Origin of the sequence: Streptomyces lincolnensis (genome assembly GCF_001685355.1) — a bacterium.
Classification (GTDB): Bacteria; Actinomycetota; Actinomycetes; order Streptomycetales; family Streptomycetaceae; genus Streptomyces; species Streptomyces lincolnensis.
In genome coordinates, this window is sequence record NZ_CP016438.1 from 3301966 (window position 1) to 3324013 (window position 22048).

Annotated in this window: 16 protein-coding genes; 14 read left to right on the forward strand and 2 right to left on the reverse strand. The window is 73.3% G+C overall.

Annotated elements, in window-relative coordinates:
* Window positions 1-102: 102 nt before the first annotated feature.
* Window positions 103-1155, forward strand: a complete 1053-nt coding sequence (locus SLINC_RS14680) for a MerR family transcriptional regulator (RefSeq protein ID WP_067432098.1) — start codon at window positions 103-105, stop codon at window positions 1153-1155.
* Here SLINC_RS14680 and SLINC_RS14685 read toward each other — a convergent pair.
* A complete protein-coding gene (locus tag SLINC_RS14685) occupies window positions 1152-1862 on the reverse strand; it encodes a FadR/GntR family transcriptional regulator (protein ID WP_067432099.1) in 711 nt (236 codons plus the stop codon). The two genes, SLINC_RS14680 and SLINC_RS14685, sit on opposite strands and share 4 nt — an antisense overlap.
* A 216-nt stretch (window positions 1863-2078) precedes the next feature.
* Between SLINC_RS14685 and SLINC_RS14690 the strand changes: the two genes are divergently transcribed.
* The 10 genes from SLINC_RS14690 (at window position 2079) to SLINC_RS14735 (ending at window position 17541) form a co-directional block, all read left to right on the forward strand.
* Window positions 2079-3437, forward strand: coding sequence for an SLC13 family permease (locus SLINC_RS14690; RefSeq protein WP_067432100.1), 1359 nt, complete (start codon window positions 2079-2081; stop codon window positions 3435-3437).
* A 52-nt stretch (window positions 3438-3489) separates the two neighbouring features.
* A complete protein-coding gene (locus tag SLINC_RS14695) occupies window positions 3490-4935 on the forward strand; it encodes an acyl-CoA synthetase (protein WP_067432101.1) in 1446 nt (481 codons plus the stop codon).
* Window positions 4928-6502 carry a carboxyl transferase domain-containing protein gene (locus tag SLINC_RS14700; RefSeq protein ID WP_067432104.1) on the forward strand — a complete coding sequence of 525 codons (1575 nt, stop codon included), beginning with the start codon at window positions 4928-4930 and terminating at the stop codon, window positions 6500-6502. The genes SLINC_RS14695 and SLINC_RS14700 overlap by 8 nt, the downstream gene beginning before the upstream one ends.
* A 174-nt stretch (window positions 6503-6676) precedes the next feature.
* Window positions 6677-6994, forward strand: coding sequence for a CU044_2847 family protein (locus SLINC_RS14705; protein ID WP_067445334.1), 318 nt, complete (start codon window positions 6677-6679; stop codon window positions 6992-6994).
* Window positions 6991-8727: a VMAP-C domain-containing protein gene (locus tag SLINC_RS14710; protein ID WP_067432107.1), complete on the forward strand. Its 1737-nt coding sequence runs from the start codon at window positions 6991-6993 to the stop codon at window positions 8725-8727. Before SLINC_RS14705 ends, SLINC_RS14710 begins: the two co-directional genes overlap by 4 nt.
* A 36-nt stretch (window positions 8728-8763) precedes the next feature.
* Entirely contained in the window at window positions 8764-9774 is a 1011-nt protein-coding gene (locus tag SLINC_RS14715) for an AAA family ATPase (protein ID WP_067432109.1), read from the forward strand.
* Complete coding sequence (locus SLINC_RS45890) at window positions 9764-14341, forward strand: SAV_2336 N-terminal domain-related protein (protein ID WP_079164533.1); 4578 nt, start codon at window positions 9764-9766, stop codon at window positions 14339-14341. The genes SLINC_RS14715 and SLINC_RS45890 overlap by 11 nt, the downstream gene beginning before the upstream one ends.
* Before the next feature lie 173 nt (window positions 14342-14514).
* Window positions 14515-15552, forward strand: coding sequence for a rod shape-determining protein (locus SLINC_RS14725; protein ID WP_067432112.1), 1038 nt, complete (start codon window positions 14515-14517; stop codon window positions 15550-15552).
* Between the two features lie 10 nt (window positions 15553-15562).
* Window positions 15563-16972, forward strand: a complete 1410-nt coding sequence (locus tag SLINC_RS14730; protein ID WP_067432114.1) for a sensor histidine kinase — start codon at window positions 15563-15565, stop codon at window positions 16970-16972.
* Between the two features lie 77 nt (window positions 16973-17049).
* The gene (locus tag SLINC_RS14735; RefSeq protein WP_067432116.1) at window positions 17050-17541 is read left to right on the forward strand and encodes a hypothetical protein; all 492 of its coding nucleotides are present in this window, start codon (window positions 17050-17052) and stop codon (window positions 17539-17541) included.
* A 25-nt stretch (window positions 17542-17566) separates the two neighbouring features.
* On the opposite strand, the gene SLINC_RS14740 is transcribed toward SLINC_RS14735, so the two are convergent.
* Entirely contained in the window at window positions 17567-18481 is a 915-nt protein-coding gene (locus tag SLINC_RS14740; RefSeq protein WP_067432119.1) for a DUF4231 domain-containing protein, read from the reverse strand.
* A 206-nt stretch (window positions 18482-18687) separates the two neighbouring features.
* On the opposite strand from SLINC_RS14740, the gene SLINC_RS47960 reads away from it, so the two are divergent.
* The 3 genes from SLINC_RS47960 (at window position 18688) to SLINC_RS14750 (ending at window position 22010) form a co-directional block, all read left to right on the forward strand.
* Complete coding sequence (locus tag SLINC_RS47960) at window positions 18688-18852, forward strand: hypothetical protein (protein ID WP_159425338.1); 165 nt, start codon at window positions 18688-18690, stop codon at window positions 18850-18852.
* Window positions 18853-19023: 171 nt separating this feature from the next.
* Window positions 19024-21213: a radical SAM/SPASM protein FxsBH, inactivated beta-hydroxylase extension form gene (gene fxsBH, locus SLINC_RS14745; protein ID WP_079164534.1), complete on the forward strand. Its 2190-nt coding sequence runs from the start codon at window positions 19024-19026 to the stop codon at window positions 21211-21213.
* A complete protein-coding gene (locus tag SLINC_RS14750) occupies window positions 21210-22010 on the forward strand; it encodes an AAC(3) family N-acetyltransferase (protein WP_067432122.1) in 801 nt (266 codons plus the stop codon). Before fxsBH ends, SLINC_RS14750 begins: the two co-directional genes overlap by 4 nt.
* Window positions 22011-22048: the final 38 nt, after the last annotated feature.

The window sequence follows — 22048 nt, forward strand, 5'->3', positions numbered from 1 at the left end:
CCCGGGAACCACGACACCCCATTTGACCTTCACCTTCGGTCAAGCCCCAGCATCGGTGGGGAGGAACGGAACGGCGGCTGCCGAAACCCGGGAGGGGCCCGCATGGAATGGCTGACGATCGGTGCCTTCGCGAAGGCGTCCCGGCTCTCGCCCAAGGCATTGCGGCTGTACGACGACCTGGACCTGCTGCGTCCGGCACGCGTGGACCCGGACACGGGCTACCGCTACTACACGCCGGCCCAGCTGGAACGGGCCCGGCTGGTGGCGTGGCTGCGGCGGCTGGGGATGCCGCTGGCCCGGATCCGCGAGGTGTGCGCGCTCGGACCGGCGGCCGCCGCCGGGGAGATCCGCGCCTACTGGGCCCGCGTCGAGGCGGAGACGGCCGTACGGCGGGACCTCGCCGCGTTCCTCGTCGACCAGTTGACGGCGGCACCGGGGAAGGACACCACCATGCTCGAACTGCGCTACCACGCCCACTCCGACCGGGGCCTGGTCCGGCCCCACAACCAGGACACGGCCTACGCGGGCGCCCGGCTCCTCGCGGTCGCGGACGGCTTCGGCCCGGCGGGCGCGCCCGCGAGCGGTGCGGCCGTGGAGGCGCTGCGGTTCCTGGACACGGAGGAGGTCCCGGCCGGCAACGTCCTCGATCTCCTGGCGGACGCGGTGCACGGGGCGGCCGAGGCGGTGCGGGACCTGGCCGGCGGCGCCGGGGAGAACGGCACGACCCTGACCGCCCTGCTGTGGACCGGCTCCCGGCTCGCCCTGGTCCACATCGGCGACTGCCGCGCGTATCTGCTCCGCGACGGCGCCCTGTTCCGCATCACCCACGACCACACGGTGGTCCAGTCGATGGTCGACGAGGGGCGCCTGACGTCCGAGGAGGCGCTGTCCCATCCCCAACGGGCCCTGCTGTTCAAGGCGTTGACGACGGGCGCCCCGGATCTGCGGTTGCAGGACACCGCACCCGGCGACCGCTACCTGCTGTGCTCCGACGGCCTCTCCCGCGTCGTACCCGACGACACCGTCCGCGACCTCCTCACCGCCGCCCCCTCCCCCGACACGGCCGTCCGCCACCTGGTGACCGCCGCGAACACGGCCGGCGGTCCGGACAACGTCAGCTGTGTGGTGGCGGACGTGGTGGAGAGGACGGTCTAGTCGGTCTGGTCCTCCGGCTCCCAGTCCAGCAACCGCACCTTCGCGACCGTACGGACATGGCGGCGCATGGCGGTGGCCGCCTGGCCGGGGCGGCGGTCGGCGATGGCGTCGAGGATGGCCTGGTGCTGGCCGAGGGAGCGGCTGGGGCGGCCGGGCTGGCGGAGCGACTCGGTGCGGCTCTCGGCGATCTGGTCGGCGATGGAGCGCATGAACTCGGCGAGGAGGCTGCTGTGGGCGGCGGCGGTGACGGCCGCGTGGAAGAGGCGGTCGCCCTCGACGCCGTGACCGTCCCGCTCGATCTCCTCGGCCATGTGCGCGAGCGCGCTCCGCATCGCGGCGAGGTCCTCGTCGGTGCGGCGCTCGGCGGCCAGTTCGGCGAGCTTGGTCTCCAGGGCCTCGCGGGCCTCCAGCACGTCGGGAAGGCGCCGACGGCGTTCGACCATCCGCTCGACCGGCTCGACGTCGAGGCTGTCGCGGACCAGATAGGTGCCCCCGCCGTGCCGCGCCTCCACCAGCCCCTGCACCTCAAGGACGACGATCGCCTGCTTGACCGAGGCCCGGCTGACGCCGAGGCGCTGGGCGAGGTCGCGTTCCGGTGGAAGACGGTCACCGGCCTTCAGACCGCCCTCGGCGACGTACTGCCGCAGCCGGTCCAGCACCTGCTCGTACAGGCGCTGTTTGGTCATGGGGCGCAGGGCGTCGGTCACGGGATCCCCCTCTCGTCGGGAGCGTAACACCGGGCCCCACGGTGGCCGAGTGGCTGAGCCAATTTCTGCGCGACCCCTTGACTGGATCGCGCCGCGCGCCCACGCTAACCAGCCAACCGACCTAAGTGGCTCAGCCACTCGGCCACTGCACGCGGCGGCCGCCCTGCCCCCGCGCCACCCACACAACCGCTCCGGGACCCAAAGACGGGAGCCCGTATGTCCCCCGAACTCATCTCGATCCTCGTCCTCGTCGTGGTGTTCGTCATCGCCACCACCCGTTCCGTCAACATGGGCGCGCTGGCCTTCGCCGCCGCCTTCGCGGTGGGCGAGCTCGTCGCCGACCTCGACGCGGACGGCATCTTCGCCGGTTTCCCCGGCGACCTGTTCGTCGTCCTCGTCGGCGTCACCTACCTCTTCGCCATCGCCCGGGCCAACGGCACCACCGACTGGCTGGTGCACGCCTCCATCCGGCTCGTCCGGGGGCGCGTGGCGCTGATCCCCTGGGTGATGTTCTTCCTCACCGGCGCGCTCACGGCGATCGGCGCGGTCAGCCCGGCCGCCGTCGCGATCGTCGCGCCGATCGCGCTCAGCTTCGCCTCCCGCTACGGGATCAGCCCGCTCCTGATGGGCGCGATGGTGGTGCACGGCGCCCAGGGCGGCGGCTTCTCCCCGATCAGCATCTACGGCACGATCGTCAACGGCATCGTCGAGCGCGAGAACCTCCCCGGCAACGAGATCGCCCTCTTCCTCGCCTCCCTGTTCGCCAACATCGTCATCGCGGGAGTCGTCTTCGTCCTGTTCGGCGGACGCAGGCTGTGGGCGCAGGGCGCGGTCGCGGTGGACGAGGAGCCGGGCGGCACGCCGGACGCGGGCACGGGAACCGCCGGCCCCACCCCGGCCGAGAACACCGACGGCACCGGCCCGAGCCCCACCGGCACCGCCGTGATCACCCGCCCCGACGCCCCCGACACCACCCGTCTCAACCCGGCCCGGACCGCCACCCTCACCGCGCTGGTCGCCCTCGTCGTCGCCGTGCTCGCCTTCGACCTGGACGCCGGACTGACCGCGATCACCCTCGCCGTCCTGCTGAGCACCGCCTGGCCGGAGGACAGCCGCAAGGCCGTCGGCCAGATCGCCTGGTCGACGGTGCTGCTGATCTGCGGTGTCCTGACGTACGTCGGCGTCCTGGACCAGATGGGCACCATCAAGTGGGCCGGCGAGGGCGTCGGCGGCATCGGCGTACCGCTGCTGGCGGCGGTGCTGCTCTGCTACATCGGCGCGATCGTCTCGGCGTTCGCCTCCTCCGTGGGGATCATGGGCGCGCTGATCCCGCTCGCCGTGCCGTTCCTCGCGCAGGGCGAGATCGGCGCGGTCGGCATGGTGGCCGCGCTCGCGGTGTCGGCGACCGTGGTGGACGTGAGCCCCTTCTCCACGAACGGCGCACTCGTCCTGGCCGCGGCACCGGACGTCGACCGCGAGCGTTTCTTCCGGCAGTTGATGATCTACGGAGGCATCGTGGTGGCGGTGGTCCCCGCGGTGGCGTGGCTGGTGATGGTGGTACCGGGCTGGGGGTAGGACCGCAGACGGCAGCAGGCAACGACAGCGAACAGTTGAAGGAGTACGACGCGTGTCCTCTCTCTTCCCGGCCCTGACCGAGGGCCCGGCCGACCGGCCGGCCCTGCGTTTCGGCGACCGCTCCCTGACGTACGGCGACCTCGGCGCCGCCGCCGGTGCCCTCGCGGCGCGGATCGGCGGGGCGGACAGAGTGGCCGTCTGGGCGACCCCGGCGCTGGAGACCGCCGTCGCGGTGGTGGCGGCGCTGGAGGCCGGTGTCGCCGCCGTGCCGCTCAACCCGAAGTCCGGGGAGAAGGAACTCGGGCACATCCTGGCGGACAGCGCGCCCTCGGTGGTACTGGCCGCTCCGCGAGACGAACTCCCGCCCCCACTGGCGGAGTTGGAGCGCATCGACGTCGACGTACGGGCCACCGGACCCGCCGCCGGGGGACGGGCGTCCGAGGACGACCCCGCCCTCGTCGTCTACACCTCCGGCACCACCGGCCCGCCCAAGGGCGCGGTCATCCCGCGCCGGGCGGTCACCTCGACCCTGGACGCGCTCGCCGACGCCTGGCAGTGGACCGGCGACGACGTCCTCGTGCACGGGCTGCCGCTGTTCCATGTGCACGGGCTGGTGCTGGGCATCCTGGGCCCGCTGCGGCGCGGCGGCTCGGTGCGCCACCTGGGCAGGTTCAGCACCGAGGGGGTGGCGCGGGAGCTGAACGACGGGGCGACCATGCTGTTCGGCGTCCCGACGATGTACCACCGCATCGCGCAGACCCTGCCCGAGGACCCGGAGCTGGCCAAGGCGCTGGGCCGGGCCCGGCTGCTGGTCTCCGGCTCCGCCGCGCTGCCCGTCCACGACCACGAGCGCATCGCGGCCGCGACCGGCCGCCGGGTGATCGAGCGCTACGGCATGACGGAGACGCTGATGAACACCAGCGTCCGCGCGGACGGCGAGGCGCGCGCCGGAACGGTCGGCGTGCCGCTGCCCGGGGTGGAGGTCCGGCTCGTGGAGGAGGACGGGTCGCCGGTCGCGTCGTACGACGGCGAGACGGTGGGCGAGATCCAGGTGCGCGGGCCGAACCTGTTCACCGAGTACCTCAACCGGCCCGACGCCACGGCCGCCGCGTTCACCGCCGACGGCTGGTTCCGCACCGGCGACATGGCGGTGCGGGATCCCGACGGGTACGTCCGGATCGTCGGCCGGAAGGCCACCGACCTGATCAAGAGCGGGGGGTACAAGATCGGGGCGGGCGAGATCGAGAACGCCCTCCTCGAACACCCGGGGGTGCGGGAGGCCGCGGTCACCGGGGAGCCGGACCCCGACCTCGGTGAGCGGATCGTGGCGTGGGTGGTCCCGGCCGACCCGCAATCCCCGCCCGGCATCGAGGAGTTGGCCGACCACGTGGCCCGCCGCCTCGCCCCGCACAAGCGGCCCCGCGTCGTCCACCACATCTCCGCGCTTCCCCGCAACGACATGGGGAAGATCATGAAGCGGGCGCTGAGCCATGACTGAACGCCCCACCGCCCGCGAAGTCCTCGCCCTGATCGCCGACGACTTCACCGAACTCCCGTACCCGGCGAAGGACTCCGCCCCCGACGGCCCGCTCGCCTGGCAGGGCTACGACGCCTCGCGCGCCCGCGCCGCCGAGCGCACCGGGGAGACGGAGTCCGTCGTCTGCGGCACCGCGCACGTCGAGGGCACCCGTGCGGTGCTGATCGCCTTCGAGTTCGGCTTCCTCGGCGGTTCCCTCGGCGAGCGCACCGGCGACCGGCTGGAGGCGGCGTACACCCACGCCCGCGAACACCGCCTGCCCGTCGTCCCGTTGGTCGCCACCGGCGGCAGCCGCATGCAGGAGGGCATGCTCGCCCTGACCCAACTCCAGCGCGTGGCCCGGCAGTCCGCCCTCACCCGCGAGGCGGGCCTCCCCCAGATCTCCGTCCTGCGCGACCCGACCACCGGCGGCGGCTGGGCCACGCTGGGCGCGGGCGCCGACGTGATCCTCGCCCTCCCCGGCGCCCAGGTCGGCTTCGCCGGCTCCCGCGTCCGCCCGCCGGACGCGGACCCGGCGGCGTACACGGCGGAGGCCCAGCTGGCGGCGGGCGCGGTGGACGCGGTGGTGCCTCCGGCGGACCTACGGGGGACGCTGGGACGGTGGCTGCGGCTGCTGACGGGCGGCACGGGGGCCGCTCCGGAGCCCGGCGAGCCCGGCGCGACCGAAGCGCCGACGCGTGCCACCACCGGCCCGGGCGGCGGGAGGTCGGCGGCCCGGGCCCCCGGAGGACCCGGCACCGCCGCGGCACCGGCGCCTCCGGCTGGCGAAGAATCCGCGGGAGAGCCGGCCCGGTCCCCCCGGGACGCCACCGGACAGGGGCCCGTGGCTCCGGTGCCCACGGCGGCCCGCCCCGCCCCCGTCCCCGCCCCTCTGGGCGCCTCCGCTCTCCCCGCCACCGGCTGGGACGCCGTCCAGCGCGCCCGCTCCCCCCGGCGCCCCCGCGCCGAGGCCTACCTGGACGCCTACTTCGCCGACCGCCTCGCGATCAGCGGTGACCGCTGCGGCGGCACGGATCCCGGGGGGATGCTGTGCGGGTTCGGCGAGCGCGAGGGCCGTACGATCGCCTACGCCGCCCAGACCGGCACCCCGACCCGTCCCGCCGGCTACCGCACCGCCGCCCGGCTGATCCGGCTCGCGGGCCGACTCGGGATCCCCGTGCTCACCCTGGTGGACACGCCCGGCGCGGCGAACGACGCCGAGGCTGAGCGGCAGGGCGCCGGCGCGGCGATCGCGGACGTGTTCGGCGCGGTGGCCACCGCGCGCACCCCCGTGACCACCCTGGTCATCGGCGAAGGCGGCTCGGGAGGCGCCCTGGCCCTGGCCGCCCCCGGCAACACCTGGGCCACACCGGACAGCTACTTCTCCGTCATCGCACCCGAGCTCGCGGCCGCGATCCTCAAGCGGCCTCCGGAGGAGGTGGAGGCGACGGCGGACCAACTGCGTATCCGTCCACAGGATTTGATGGAACTCGAAGTGATCCGAAAAGGGGATCAACCGTTCCCTGGAACAGGTGATCGTCGCTCCTGAGATCGTCCGGCAACGGCTGGCTCGTCCGACGGCAGACAGAGCACGAAACGCGGCGCAGTCTCCCCGTCCCAGGGAAGCGGTGCCGCCGCGAAACCGGGACAACTCTTCCTGCCGTCCGGAACAATGAACGGGCTCGGTTCCACGGGCTCGGTTCCACCGGACGACGGGGGCATCATGGAAGGCTTGGTCGAGTTCAAGACCGGTGACGGTGCGGTGATCGCGGTCGAGGCCGCCGACGACGTGACGGGTTCCCGTCTCGTTTCCCGCGACGGCACGGTGCAGGCGGCCCGCACCTTCGAGAACGCCCTCGACGGGGTGCGTTCTGCGGCCGAGGCGGCGCTGAGGGTGTTCCGGGACGGTGCGCTCCAACCGGACGGCGTGGAGATCGAGTTCGGCGTGAAGCTGTCCGCCGAGGCGGGCGCGATCATCGCCAAGGGCACCGCCGAGGGCCATCTGGTCGTCAAGCTCACCTGGACCCCGGCCAGGTCATGAGCGGCGCCGAGTGGCACGCCCGCGTCGAGTGTGCGGGCGAGGTGGCCGGCGCGGGCTTCCTGGTGGCCCCCGGCACCGTGCTGACCTGCGCCCATGTGGCGCTCGACCGTGGTCCGCTCACCGTGTCCTTCCCGCAGCGCCCGGGGTCCCCCGCCGTCCCGGCCCGCGTCGTCGCGCACGGCGACTGGGCGGGTGGCCCCGCCGACCCGGGCGACCTGGCCGTCCTGGAGCTGGCCGAGGAGGTCGCCATCGCCCCGGCCGCGCTGGCGCCGGCTGTCACCGCGCACGGCGAGCGCAAGCTCGTCGCGTACGGCTTCCCGGCCGGCTGGGACGAGGGCACGCTCGCCGAGTACCGCACCACGGGTCCGGTGCTGGTCGGCGGCGAGTGGATTCAGCTGGAGGCGTGGAGCGGGTACGGCCAGCCGCTCGTCGCCGGTTTCAGCGGCGCCGCCGTCACTCTGGTCGAGACCGGCGAGGTCGTCGGCATGGTCACGGCGGCGGCCGGCGCGAAGGGAGTCCTGTCGGGCCGGATGATGCCGACGGACGTCATCGAGCGCCACTGGCCCGGTCTGGCAGGCCTCGTCCCGGCCTCGGGCAGCGCCCCCGCCGCCCGGCGGCGGCTGCGCGGACTCGTGGAGCAGGCGGTGCGCGCGGGCCTGGACTGCGATCCCGTACGGCTCTACTCCGACGCGGCCGGCGAACTCGACCCGCCGCCCCCGCCCGAGGGGTTCGACTCCCTGTGGTCGGCGGCATGGTTCGTACAGGGCGAGCTGGACGACCCGGAGACGGCGACGCGTTTCGCGGACCGCCTGGAGAGCCTCCTCGCCACACCCGCCGTGCACCGGAGCACGGCACGGCCCGACTGGGCGCCCATCCTGATCGAGCTCGGGCACAGTGGCGCGGGCGAGGATCTGGTCCGCGTGGAGGTGTCGGCGTACAGCGGGGGCCGCCGCCACCCGGTCGCCTCCGACACCGTGCCGCACACCCGGCTGCGGGCCTGCGTCCAGGACGGCATCGAGGCGGCGTTCTGCCGACTGACTCCCGGCGCCGAAGAGTTGATCGCGTTCGTGCTGCCCCGTGACTGGCTCGACTGGCCGGTGGACCGCTGGGAGAGCGATGCCGAGGACGACACCCCGCTCGGTCTCGCCCTGCCGGTCGTCGTCACCGACCACGTACGGCGCAGGGCCCGCACCCGGCACGCCCTGACCCGCGCCTGGAACCGGCTCGACTCCCGCACCGGCGCCAGCGTGCACCGGGTCGCGTGCGGCCGTCCAGGTCAGCCGAGCGAACTGCGGCTGGCCCTGCTCGAGTCGGAGCACTGCCTCGCGGGCTTCGCCACCGCCCCGGACGCGGCCCGCACCAGCGAGCACTTCAAGACGTCGCTCACCGCCCCGGCTCCGGTGATCGTGTGGTCGCGCCGGGGCTGCGGGGAGCCGGACGGCTGCGGGGACGACTGCCCGGGCACGGCGTTCCTGGACGAACTCGACGCCCACGTCTCCCGCATACCGCCCGCCGAACTCCCGCGCACCGTCCTCACCCTGCGCCGGAAGGCCGAGGCGAAGGACGGGCACTGGGCGCGGGACATCCAGCTCCTGTGGGACGACCCACGCTGCTTCACCGACCCGCACGAGGAAGTGGCGCACCTGCGGTCACCCGTGGCACGGAGCGCCCCCCGCCCGGCTGTCCAGCACGCCCAACTCCCCCTCGGCGATGCCCGGTTCACCGTCGCTTGAGACCGTCCGTCCGCCCCGAGACCGGAGACCCGCACCATGCCGCACTGGTCCGTCTACACCGGCAAGAGCGAACCGCACGACGGCATCACCGACCTGCCCGCCCCGCCCCCGTGGCGGGCGTTCGACGGCGGGCCCGCGCTGCCGCCGCCCGGCGACACCGACGACGAGGCAGCCGTCTCGCCCGACCGGCTGCACCGCGCCCGCACCTACGTGGCCACCCCGGAGAGCGTCCAGCTCGTCAACGCCGCCCTCTGCCTGCGCCGCCCGCTGCTGGTCACCGGCCCGCCCGGCACCGGCAAGTCGTCACTGGCGTACGCGGTGGCGCGCGAGCTGGGTCTCGGCCCGGTCCTGCGCTGGAACATCACCAGCCGCAGCACCCTCGCCGACGGCCTCTACCAGTACGACCCGCTGTCCCGCCTCTACGCGGCCCGCCCCGGCGGAGGGCGCGACCGCGGCGGCGTCGAGGACCATCTGCGTCTCGGCCCGCTCGGCACGGCGCTCCTCCCCTACGACCGTCCCCGCGCCCTCCTCGTCGACGAGCTCGACAAGAGCGACCTCGACCTGCCCAACGATCTGCTGAACGTCCTGGAGGAGGGCCAGTTCGAGATCCCCGAACTGGTCCGCGCGGCCCGCCACTCGGCGGACGGCACAGCCGAGGTCCTCACGGACGGCACGGATGCCCCGGTCCCCGTGCGACGCGGCCGGGTCCGTTGCCGCGCCTTTCCCTTCGTCGTCCTGACCAGCAACGGCGAGCGCGAGTTCCCGCCGGCCTTCCTGCGCCGCTGCGTACGCCTGAAGCTCCGCCGCCCCGACCAGAAACAGCTCACCGAGATCGTCCGCGCCCACCTCGGCGCCCCGAACGACCAGATGCAGTCCCTCATCAAAAGCTTCCTGGACCGCGCGACCAGCGGCGAACTGGCAACGGACCAGCTCCTCAACGCCATCTACCTCACCGGCGTGGCAGGCCTCGACGCCGAGTCCCGCGACCACCTGGCCGAGCAGCTGATGCCCTACCTGAGCGCGACGGCGGACGGCGATGGGTTCTGACGACGGGAGCGGGGGACCGAGGAGGGCCGGGGAGCCGGGCGGTCCCAGGACGGCTCGCGGCCCCCTGACCGGCGACGACGCGTCCGCCGTCGTACGGCTGACGGCGGCGCTGGCCGCCGCGGCAGGCTCCGGGACGCCCGGCCCGACCCCTCGCGAGCTGGCCGAACTGCTGTGGCTGGCACAGAAGTTGGCGACGCCGGGCAGTCATCGCGAGGCACCCGAGAAGCCCACGCCCGCCGGCCGCCCGGCGCCCGCCCCCGTCGGCGTATCACCACACCCGGCCCCCCGGCCGAAGCCCGGCCCGCCACCGGCTCCCCCACCGCCCCCGGCCCCCGACGGCCGCATCCCCCTGCACCTGCCCGAGCGGACCGGCACCCCCACCACCCAACTCCTCGCCCCCGCACCGCCGATGTTGCCCCACCCGCTCGCACTGCAGCGCGCCCTACGCCCCCTGAAGCGACGCGTCCCCGCGCCCCCCGCGCGTGTGCTGGACGAGCTGGCCACGGCCGACCGGATCGCCCGCCTCGGCGCGCGCCCGGACGTGTGGCTACCCGTCCTTCGCCCGGCGCTGGACCGCTGGCTGCGCCTGAACCTGGTGTACGACACCGGCCCCACGATGCCGGTCTGGCGCCCCTTGGTCCGCGAACTGCACACCGTGCTCGCTCAGTCGGGCGTCTTCCGCACGGTTACCCTGCATCTGGCTGGCCCCGACGGCCGCGCCCACCACGTCCCCGCCCTCGCGGACGGCCGCACCGTCACCCTGGTGATCAGCGACTGCATGGGCCCGCAATGGCGCCCCGGCCCCGCGGGCGAACGCTGGTACCGCACACTCCGCCGCTGGGCGACCCGTATGCCGCTGGCCGTCGTACAGCCGCTGCCCGAGCGGCTGTGGCCCACCACGGCGCTCCCCGCCGAACCGGGCCTGCTGACGGCCCCGTCCACCGCGGCCCCGTCGTCAATGCTCGCCTTCACTCCGTACGACCCCGACGCGCCACGCGCCCCCGCCTCCGCGCTCACCCTCCCGGTCCTGGAACCAGGCCCGGCCTGGCTCGCCAACTGGGCGGCGCTGATCGCCGATCCGGGCGGTGCCCGGATGCCGGGTGCGGCGGCACGGCTGCCGCCCGCGCCCACCGGCGTCGCCGAGCCGTCAAGGCCCGACATCGCCTCCCTCCCCCCACGCGACCTGGTCCTGCACTTCCGCGCCACCGCGTCCCCGGAAGCCTTCCGCCTCGCCGGCCATCTCTCCCTCGCGGTCCCCTCCCTGCCGGTCATGCGCCTCGTCCAACGCGCCCTGGAAGGCAGCCCACGCCCCCAGCACCTCGCCGAGGTGATCCTCAGCGGCATGCTCACGACGGTGCCGGGCCCGCCGGGTTCGTACGCGTTCCGTCCCGGCGTACGGGATCTGCTGCTGCGGACCCTGCCGCGTACGGCGCGCGGGCGTACGCGTGAATTCCTCGCACGGGTGGGCGGGTTGATCGACGAGCAGGCGGGGCTGACGGCGGGTGAGTTCCGGGCGGAGGCGGGGGGCGGGGGTGCGGTGTTCGCGACGGTGAGCGAGGAGACGGTACGGCGGCTGGGTGGGAGCGGGGCCGGGGAGGGGCTGGTCCTGGGCCGGTATCGGCCGGTGGAGGCGAGGATCGCGGGGCAGCGGATGTGGGAGGCGGTGGACGTACGGACCGAGCGGCGGGTGGTGGTCCACCGGTATCCGGAGCAGACGTCGGGTCCGGACCTCTTCCTGCGGCAGGCGGCCGTGCTGGCCGAGCTTCGGCATCCGAACGTGGTGCCGGTGGTGGACTTCGGCATGGAGGGTGAACAGCCCTATATGGTCGCGGAGTTCATCGAGGGGGTGACCGTGGCCGAGCTGGAGTCGGGCAGCGGTCCGGGAGTCTCCGCCGGTGTGCACGAGCGGGTGCGACGGGGCGTCGAATCGGGGCTTCAGGCGATCCATGCACGCGGTCTGGTGCGTGGCCCGGAGGGCTGGGACGGCGTCCTGCTGAAGCCGTACGGTACGGCCGTGCTCACTCGGTTCACCTTGGGCGAGCAGTCGGTTCACCACAGCGTGGCGAGCGACCCGCAGGCGTTCCGCGATCTGTTGGAGGGCCTGGCCCGGCGCGAACCGGACGCCGCGGACACCGGGTGGACGGAGCCACTGCACATCACCCTGCTCGGTCCCCCGCGCCTCGGCCACAACCCTGTGCCGTCCCCGGAGGCACTGGCCATGCTGAGCATGCTGGTCCTCAGACAGGGTTGCCGGGTGCCCAGCGCCGAGCTGGCCTCAGGCCTGTGGGAGCAACCGCCCGCCGAGCCCGACACCGCTGTCCGCCACCTGTCCCTGGAGCTGCGGCGGCTCCTCGGACCGGGCACCATCGCCAGAGCTCGGAACCACTACGCCCTCCACGCACCGGACGCCTACGTCGACGTACTCCAGTGCGAGATGCTGCTTGCCTCCCGCACCCAGGACCTCCGCGCCCGACGCACCACAGTCCAGCAGGTGTTGGCCCTCTGGTACGGCGACCCCCTCGCCGACATCCCCGGCCCCGCCGCCCGGGCCACCCGCACCCGCCTCCGCGCCCTGCGCCTCACCCTCTGCGCCACCCGCGCCGAACTCGACCTGGAACTCGGCGACTTCACCCAGGCCGCCGCCGACCTCGCCCCCCTCATCCAGGAGCACCCCGACCGTCAGGACTTCCGCCGCCTACACATCCTCGCGCTGAAGGGCCAGGGCCGGATCACCGAGGCCATCGAGGCGTACGAGTCCTACGAGGAGCACTGGCAGCGGCAGTACACCGACCCCCTCGACCCCACCTTCCAGGAGCTGTACCGCGACCTGCGCACCGCACCGGAGCGTTCGCGGCCCACGATCGTCTTCGAGATCTCCGGCGGCGAGGACCCGTACGACACCCTCGGCCAGGCCGTGACCAGCCTCCTGGCCCGCGGCGATCTGCCCACGCACCAGTACGAGGTACTGGCCCGCGACAACGGCTACGTCGTCCTCACCGAACCCGAGGCACACGTGCTGCCCGTCCTGGTCGCCGTACTGCGCAGACTGCCCGGGCACCTCGCCGCACTGGACGACCCGCCGCAGGTCCGGGTCACGTTCTGGCACAGTCCGTGGTTCGCGGGCCCGGGCCAGCCCGTCGTACCGCCGCAGGTGCAGGGCGTTCTCGACGACTCGTCGGCGGATGTGACGGTAGTCGTCTCCCCCACGCTGCACGAGGAGTTCGCGAACAGCTCGGCCGCGGACGCGGGACGCTTCCAGCCGCTGTGGACGGGAGACCAGACCTCGCCCGTCGCCTGGTACTGCCCGCTGCATCTGTCGCCGCCGCAGACCGAGTCGCGCGACCTGGTGCGCGGCGCGTTCCGCACCGGGGACGTCACCCGGCTCGATCCCCCGGAACCGGGTCGCACGGCCGTCGTACTCTCCCCGCCCGACGGCCCCTTGACCCTTCTCGACCCGGCTCATCCCTGGGGCAGGCGCCCGCCGCGGCCCATGGCGTACTACGAGGTCGACCTCACCGTCCACCAGGCCGCCCACTCGGTCTCCCTGCCGAGCTCCGGCGGCGGAGCCTTCGCGGCGTCCGTCAAACTGTCCTGGCACGTCGACGACCCGGTCGCCTTCGTGCGGGCCGAGACCGAGAACGTCTCCGAGATCCTTCTCGAACACCTTCTGAAGGAAGCGGCTCGCATCACCCGCCGCCACCCCCTGCGCCGCGCGGGCGCCGCCCAGCAGGCACTCCGCAGCGGGCTGCGCAAATGGCCGGTGCCGGGCCTGTCGGTGACCTGCTCGGTGGGGCTGACCCCGGAGGGCGATCCGGCGCCCGCGCCACAGACAGCCGCGTCACAGACCCGCCCCCCGTCCCACTCCCCCCTCACCACCGTCCTCCGCGGAGCCGAAACCGTCCTCATCGGCTTCGACGGCCCCCTCACCCGCCTCTTCACGACGAGGGCCGCCCGCAGCGCCGCCCTTGAACTCCTCTCCCTGGCCGTCGAGGACCGCGATCCGGCCGACGCGCTGGAGGGCCGCCCTCTCACGGGCCCCGGCGGGCCGATCCCCTTGCAGGAGGAGCTCGTGCACCCGTTGGAGGTGCTCCGCGCCTTCGCCGGCAGCAGCCTCGGACCAGATCTACGACGACGCCTGGACGACCTCGAGCTGCGCGCCGTCCGGAACACCTATCCGACCCCGGACGCCCACGCGCTCATCCGCGCCCTGAACGGCTCCGGGCGCCGCGTGGAGGTCGTGACGGACGTCAGTAAGCAGGCCGCTCTGCGCTGCCTGGGCCACCACGGCCTTCCGCAGAGCAACGTCCACGGCCGCAGCGAGAACCTCGCCCTGCTGATGCCGAACCCGGACTGCCTGCTGCGTGCGCTGAAGCTCCCCGGCCGCCCCACGCCCACCGGCCTCCTGCTCACCTCGTCCGCCGCGGAACACACCGCCGCCACCCGCCTGGGCCTGCGCTGCATCGGCTACGCCGACATCCCCGCCACGGAACGGCGGCTCCGCAAGGCCGGCTGCGAGGAAATCCTCACCTCCCTCGAACCTCTCCTGGACGCCGCCCGCGCCCTGTGACCCCACGTCAGACCCTTTACGCTCCCCTCCATAGGGCGCGGATGACAAAACCCCCATTCAGCCGCTCCCCACCCGGCCCACCATAAAAGGCGCCCCGCCCTCACCCCCCACACGATGCCAGTGAGGCCCGCCACCCGGCGCGGCCACGGTCTGTGCTCTCGGGAGGACCTGCCATGACCGCCAGTCTGGAGCAGCTGCGCCGCTGCCACTTCGCCGTCGATCTGGGTGCGGCGAGGACGCGGGTGTACGTGAAGGGGGCCGGGCTCGTCGTGGACCAGCCGTCCGCCGCCGCCGTGAACACCCGTACCGGCGCGCTGATCGCGGTCGGCGAGTTCGCGGAGAAGATGACGGGCCGTACGCCCGACTACATCCGCGTCGTCAGGCCCGTGTCCGGTGGGACGGTGGTCGACATCGAGATGGCGCAGCGCATGCTGCGGCATCTGCTCGGCGACAAGATGCGCCGCGCGCTGCGCCGCAAGCCCCGGCTGCGGGCCGCCGCCTGCACCCCGCACGACGCCGACCCGCTGGCCCAGCGGGCGGCGATCGAGACGCTCGTCGGGCTCGGGGCGCGGCGGGTGGAGCTCGTGGACACGCTGATCGCCGCGGCCGTGGGCTGCGGGCTGCCCGTCGAGCGGGCGGAGGCCACCATGATCATGGTGTGCGGGGCAGCCGCGACGCAGGTCGCCGTGCTCTCCCTCGGGTCGATCGTGACCGCCGAGCGGATCCCGGTCGGCGGTGAGGCCGTGGACCACGCGATCGTGCAGCACCTGCGTCACGAGCACGAGCTGATGCTGCCCAGCCAGTCCGTACGACCGCTTCAGCTGACCCTCTCCGGCAACGGCCTCACCCCGCAGGGCCCCGCCTCCACCGAGATCCACGGCCGGGACGTGGCCACCGGCCTCGCCCGTTCCGTGCAGGTCGACACCGCCGCCGTGCGGGACGCGATCGAGACCCCGCTGACCGCCGTCCTGGACGGCATCGGCCGGGTGCTGCGCAACTGCCCGCCCGACCTGGTCGCCGATCTCGCCGACCGCGGGATCATGATGGTCGGCGGCAGCGCGCTGCTGCCCGGCTTCGACCAGATGCTGCGGCAGGCGACGGGCATGCCGGTGCACATCGCCGAGCGGCCGGACGTGTGTGCCGCCCAGGGCCTCGGCTACATGCTGGAGGGCCGGATCGAGCCACTGGCACTGGACCCGCTGGCCACCTGACGCGCCCCGCATGAGCGGCCCCCTCCCCCGCCTGTCCCCTCTCCTCGAAGCCGTCCTGGGCGTCGGCACCGACCTCGAACTGCGCACCACCCTCCAGCGCATCGTGGACAGTGCGGCCGAGCTGACCGGCGCCCGGTGCGCGGCGCTCGGCACGCGGGACCCCGGGCAGGACGGCCTCGCGGAGATCCGCACCGCGGCCCCGGTGTCCCCGTCGCCCGGGCTCCTCAGCGTGCCGATCCATGTGGACGGCGAGGCGTTCGGCGATCTCCACCTGGCCGACAAGCGGTACGGTGCCCCGTTCACCGCCGAGGACGAACAGCTGCTGCACGTCCTCGCCGCGCAGGCCGGTATCGCGATCGGCAACGCCCGCCTGTACGAGGCGGCCCGGCAGCGCGAGCGCTGGATCGAGGGCGCCGCGGCCGTCACCACCGCGCTGCTCGCCGGCGAGGTGGCCGCGGACGCGCTGACGACGGTCGCCGAGCGGGCCCGGATCCTCGCCGACGCCTGCGCGGGCGTCATCCTCCAGCCCACCCCGGCGGGCGGCATGGAGATCGTGACCGCCTCGACGTACGACGACCCGGTCGGCATCGTCGGCACCACCATCGAGCCCGGCAGCGCGGTCCTGGAGCAACTCCTCGGCGGGGAACCGGTGTTCGTCGAGGACTCGGCGACCGACCCGCGCATGACCACGCATGTGCGGCACCGGTTCGGGCCCAGCATGATGCTGCCGCTCCAGGCGGAGGGCCGGCTGATCGGCACCCTCGCCCTGCCCCGCCGCCGCGGCGAGCGCCCGTACACGCCGGCCGAACGGCTGCTGGCCGTCCAGTTCGCCTCCCAGGCCGCCCTCGCCCTGGTCCTCGCCGACGCCCGGCACAGCCGGGCCCGCCTCGCCGTCTACGAGGACCGCGACCGCATCGCCCGCGATCTGCACGACCTGGTGATCCAACGACTGTTCGCCACCGGCATGATGCTGGAGTCCACCCGGCGCCGGTGCCCGGACGACGACGTCCACGCCACCCTCGGCCGGGCCGTCGACGAACTCCAGTGGACCGTCCAGGAGGTCCGTACGGCGATCTTCGCGCTGCAACAGCCGCCCGCCGACGCCCCGACCGGTCTCCGCGCCAGGGTCCTGAAGGAGACGGCCGGCGCCGCCGCGCTGCTCGGCTTCAAGCCCTCCGCCCACTTCACCGGCCCCGTCGAGCACCGCGTCCCCGACCGGGTCGCCGGCCAGTTGCTCACCGCCCTGCGCCGCGCCCTCGCCACCGCCTCCCGCCGCCCGGACGTCACCCGCGTCGAGGTCTCGGTCGACGCGACGGCGACGCTTCCGGACGACCGGGACGCCGTACGGCTGACGGTGTACGACGACGGGCGCGCGGACAGCGAGGACGGCACGACGACCGTCTGGCAGTCGCCCCTGTGAGCCCGCACGCCCCTACGAAGGCTCGTGTCCCGGCGTTAAGGTGGGCGCACCGACGTCCAGGGTGAGAGGACGCATCCGTGCCTGGAACCGTCACCCGCATCGGTGTCACCGGACACCGCTCGATCCCCACGTCGATCCTCCCGGCGGTGCGCTCGGGCATGCGCAGACAACTCGGCGGCGAGCGCGGCCTGGAGGCGCTCAGTTCCCTCGCGGCCGGCGCGGATCAACTGTTCGCGAACATCGCCTTGGACAAGGGGATACCGGTGACGGCCGTCATCCCGGGCATGGACTACGAGGCCCATCTCGGCGGCGACGAGGCGCAGTCCGCGTACCGCAGGCTCCTCAAGGCGTGCGCGCACCGGGTGGACCTGCCGGTCGAACCGACCCACGAGCGGGCCTACTTGGCCGCCGGGCGCTGGATCGTGGATCACGCCGACCAGCTGGTCGCCGTGTGGGACGGGCATCCGGCGCGTGGCGTCGGCGGCACGGGTGACGTGGTGGCGTACGCGCGGAGCACCGGGGTGCCGGTGACGGTGCTGTGGGAGCCCGGGGTGCGGCGCGATCCCTGAGCAGCCCACCTTTACTGACGTACCGTCAATTTCCGAACCGTACAAGCCAGTCCGAGTGCTGCGGGGACACCAGCCGTTCCGCCTCCGCCACCTTCGCGGGCCACTGGTCCTCGGTCACGGTCGTCGTCATCTCGACCCGCAGCGTCTCCAGGTCCTGCTCGACGAGGGAGTGGGCGTAGGTCAGCGGGCGGTGCCGGCGGACCTCCTGCCAGGCCACCGCCGCCGCGGCGGACGCACTGAACAGGCCGGTCAGGTCCCAGCGGCCGATCACGTCGGCCGCCCTGAGCACGGCCGCGAGGAGGGCGAGCAGGGTCAAGGACGCAGTGACGGAGGACCAGCGCGCCGCCGACCGGTGTGCCAAGGCAGCCTTGCGGCGGTACCAGGCGTGCTGCTCCAGAAGGCGTTCGCGCAGGTAGATGTCCCGTCTGACCTCTAAGGTCTTGGCCCGCACCGCCCGCATGGTCGGGGTGATCTGGCCGGCGCCCCGGCCGGCGGGGCCGTTCCTCGGGTCCTCCCAGCCGACCTTGCGCAGCTCGCTGAGGCGCTCCTCCAGCCGCTCCGCGAAGACCGCGTCGGCGTTAGGGACCCGGGAGTGGAGGACTCCGCCGTGCACCATGTACTGCCAGGCCAGCGATTTCAGCAGTTCGGCGACGGCCCGGTGCGCCTGCCAGTGCGCGCGGGCCCGGCGCCGGGCGGAGTACAGCCCGATGGCGATGGTCAGGGCGTACAGCAGGGCGGAGACGACCGCCGCGGCGTCGCTGCCGGTGCGCTCCGCGAACATCGCCGCGGCGGTGGCGGACAGCAGCACGCCCAGCTGCCACCGCACCGAACGGAACGTCTCACTCTGATGGAGGATCGCGCTGCGATCGCTTGTACGGAAGAGCGGGGGTAAGTCATCCTCGCTCAATGTCGTGCCGGGACCCGGCGCAGCGGCTCTCATGGACCACCCCCGATGGCATGCAGTGCCGGACATCCGAGTATGAGTGCGAATGCGCCCCTTGCGCCATGCTCCGGTGGCCGTCTCCTGTTGGTAGGGTCCGCCCTACAACCCAGGCTGTCTCTGTCTCATGCTCGAATCCGAACGCCGGACCTCTGGTCCCATTGGGCCGGGGACATGCCGGTTCCTCTGGAAGGAGCATCAGACAGATGAAGTCTCAGACCGTCATGGAACGCGGGAGCACCGCCCGTTCCGCCTCCCACGGGCGACTCACCGCACCGGGGGCTCCCCTGCCCGAGTCGGCGGTCAAGGCGGCGGAGCGGGTGACCAGCTCTCCCAGCCGGCGCAACAGCACCTTCGACTCGTCTTTGTAGCATTCGCTGTAGTAGCGGGCGTCGTTCCGTCAAGGCTGCACCTGCCGCGGTTATCGGCAGGTGCAGTCGGCCGGGTGCCGCTTCTGTCTGATATCACAACACACTTGTGCTGTAGCCCACTTGGCCGAGAATCAGCAGGCAGTTGTGGCGGGAAGCATTAGCCTGTGGTAAGTGAGCAACACCACGGGGGACATCCCACTCCAGCAACTCGTCCTGAAGATCCACAGTAGATGTGATCTGGCGTGCGACCACTGCTATGTGTACGAGCACGCGGACAAGAGCTGGAAGACCCGACCGGTCGTCATCGGCGAGGAGACGGTCCGTCAAGTCGCCCGGCGATTCGCCGAGTACGCGCGCTCACACAAGTTGTCGTCCGTGACCGTGATTTTACACGGGGGCGAGCCACTTCTGGCGGGTCCCGCACGAATTCGCTCTCTTTGCACGGAGTTCAGCTCCGCTCTCGCCGGTATCAGTGAACTCGATCTGCGCATCCACACCAATGGGCTTCAGCTGAGCCGGCGTCACCTGGACGTCTTCCGGGAATTCGACGTCATGGTGAGCGTCTCACTCGACGGCGACCAGGCCGCCAACGACCGGCACCGCCTGGACCGCAGGGACCGCAGCAGCTACGACCGGGTGCTGCGCGCGATCGATCTGCTGCGCGACCCCGAGTACCGCCATCTGTTCGGCGGCCTGTTGTGCACGGTGGACGTGGAGAACGACCCGGTCGTGGTGCACGACGCCCTCACTTCGCTGGCGCCCCCGCGGATCGACTACCTGCTGCCCCACTCCACGTGGGACAGCCCACCGCCACGCGGCTCCTCCGGTTCGCCGACGCCGTACGCCGACTGGCTGTTGGCGATCTTCGACCGCTGGACGGAGCAGGGCCGGACGGTGCGGGTGCGGACCTTCGACTCGGTGCTCAGCACGCTGCGCGGCGGCCCGAGCCTGACCGAGGCCATGGGGCTGGCGCCCTCCGACCTGGCGGTCGTGGAGACGGACGGCAGCTTCGAGCAGGCGGACTGGCTGAAGACCGCGTACGCGGGCGCCCCCGCCACCGGCTACAACGTGCGGGACCACGACTTCGAGCGGTTCGCCCGGCACCACGGCGTCCAGGCCCGGCAGCGGGGTCTGCTCGGGCTCTCCGAGACCTGCCGCGCCTGCCCGGTGGTGGAGTCCTGCGGCGGCGGCCTGTACGGCCACCGGTACAGCTCCGCACGGGACTTCGACAATCCCTCCGTCTTCTGCTCGGACCTGCGCGCCCTGGTGGAGGGGATCGCGGAGCGGATCACCGAACGGCCCCTGTCCCCCGCCGTCTTCGGCCCCGCGGCCCTGCGCTCGGCCCAGCAGGAGCAGGACTTCGCCCTGCTGGACTACGCCGGCGCCCGGCTGGCCGGGCACCCGGACTGGGACGCCGTCTGGCGGGAGCTGACGCGGCTGGACGCGGACGCGGACACCGCGAGGCACCTCAACCGGGTCCTGTCCCATCCCTATGTCCGCCTCTCCCTGCGCCAGGCCGGTCCCGCCGGCAGTTCGACGGCCCGTTTCGCCGCCGCCACCGTGGCCGCGGCCTGGCACGCACGCACCCCGATCCGGCTCGCCTGGCACCAGGCGGACCCGGATCTGCACCTGCCGACGCTGGGCACGCTCACCCTGCCCGCGCCCGGCCGCGTCGAGGCCACCCTGGCCGGACACGAGCTGGACGTCCGTACCGCCGACGGCACCCGGTTCGTCGTCGGGGACCAACCTACCGACGTCTGGCGGCCGTTGACGCGTATCTCGGTGTCCGACACGAAGCAGTTGCTCGTCGACGACGCCGATCCGCTGCGCGCCGTGTTCGCCGCGCCGGTGGTCGCTCCGCTGGCGGAGGGCGCCCTGACGGCGTTCGGTGATCTCCTGCGGACCGCCTGCAAGCTCCGGGCGGAGCAGGGGCCCGAGGACGACGACGACCCCAACGCCCTGCGGGTCGGGGCCGTCACCCCGCTCGTGGCCGGGTCCGAGCTGCAGCTCGACACCGAGGGGCTGGGCGGGCTCGGGGTGCCCGTCGACTTCCGTCCTCTGGATCTCGTACGGGAGTTGCCGCGCCTCGGGCGCCGCGCCCGGCTGGCCGCGCTGCGCGCGACGACGGATCTGCATGTGCCGGGCAACCGGGCCGGGCGGCTGTTCACCGAGGCCGTCGAAGGGCTCGCCGACCTGGCGTACCGGGGGCACCGGTCGCCCGGCGGGGAACAGGCGCTCGCGCGGGCCGGGCGGGCGCTGGACGCGCTGGCCGCCCTGCCGGACCGGGAGCTCACGGAGACCGGCCGGGAACTGCTCGCCCAGCTCAGGGAGGAACGGGCGGCTCGGGCGGTCGGCGCATGAGCGGAGCGGCCGAACTGTCCGGCTTACTCAGCGAGTTGGGGATCCGCCCAGGTGGCGTCCTCATGGTGCACGCCTCCTTGGGCGGCACCGGGACGTCCCCCGTGCGGGTGCTGGACGCGCTGCGGGTCGCGCTCGGTCCCGGGGGCACGCTCGTGGTGCCCGCGTTCACGCCGGAGAACTCGGACACCTCCCGCGCCCATCGTGCCCGCGTCGAGGGGATGACCGAGGCCGAGGCCCGGGAGTTCCGCGCGGCGATGCTCCCCTTCGAACCCGACGCCACGCCCTGTCCGTCGATGGGCGCGCTCGCCGAGTGCGTACGGACCACACCGGGCGCGGTGCGCAGCGCGCATCCGCAGACCTCGCTGGCCGGACTCGGGCCGCGGGCACGGGAGTTGCTGTCGGAGCACGACCCGCACTGCCATCTCGGCGAGCGCTCCCCGCTCGCCCGGCTCTACGAGGCCGACGCCCAGGTGCTGCTGCTGCGCGTGGGGTTCGAGGTGTGCAGCGCCCTGCATCTGGCCGAGTACCGGATGGTTCCGCCGCCGCCCCGGCGGACCTACCGGTGTGTGGTCGGCGACAAGGGCAACTGGATCTCGTACGACGATCTCGCCCTGGACGACACGGACTTCGCGGTGATGGGCGCGCGGATTCCGGGTGAACTCCTCACCCGGGGGGAATGGAAGGGGAAATCGGTGACGCTGTGCGGAATGCGGGCCGTCGTCGACGACGTTTGCGGGCGGCTGTCCGGATATCGCCTCCGGAATGACGTGAAACTGGTGAACCGTCCGGGCCGGTAGTCGGGCACATTGTTGTTCCGGTTCGGGTGACTTGGCCG